Annotated in this window: 1 pseudogene; it reads left to right on the forward strand. The window is 39.8% G+C overall.

The annotated features are described in order from the left end of the window. Window positions 1–348 (forward strand): annotated as a pseudogene (locus DWY93_RS16400) (23S rRNA (uracil(1939)-C(5))-methyltransferase RlmD); the annotation flags it as partial. Between the last annotated feature and the right edge of the window lie 134 nt (window positions 349–482).

Consider the following 482-nt stretch of genomic DNA (forward strand, 5'->3'; position numbering starts at 1 on the left):
GTAGAGACGGTAGTTCTTTTGTCCCACAAAAAAGCCGACAGTTATATCCACATTGATGTGGAGTTTGGAGAGGGCGAGGGCAAGATTCCGGTAGATAGTATTGCTAAAAGAGCCGAAGCGTACAAGCCCAAAGAAAAAGTGACCTACAAAATGATTAAGGAGTACATAGAAGCGAAATACGGCTTCAAGGTACATACCGCATATATCGCAGAGGTAAAGCGAAATTTGGGATTGCCGATGTATGATGCTCCTAATGCGGTAGAAGAATTGAAACAGCCGAGGAAACATCCGACACCAGAAAAGGTAGAAGCAATCAAAGATGCACTTCGTTATTTTGCAGTGATATAAAACTTTACTTACAATCGAATATTTCTTACATAGCCGTTTATTCATTTATTTGAGTAAGCGGCTTTTTTCATCCCTATTTGTCGGAATAGGGATATTTTTTGTAGAAGGAGGAGGTTTATTTGAACACGCAAATC

This window comes from Clostridium sp. AF28-12, from assembly GCF_003435225.1.
GTDB classification, from domain to species: domain Bacteria; phylum Bacillota; class Clostridia; order Lachnospirales; family Lachnospiraceae; genus Pilosibacter; species Pilosibacter fragilis.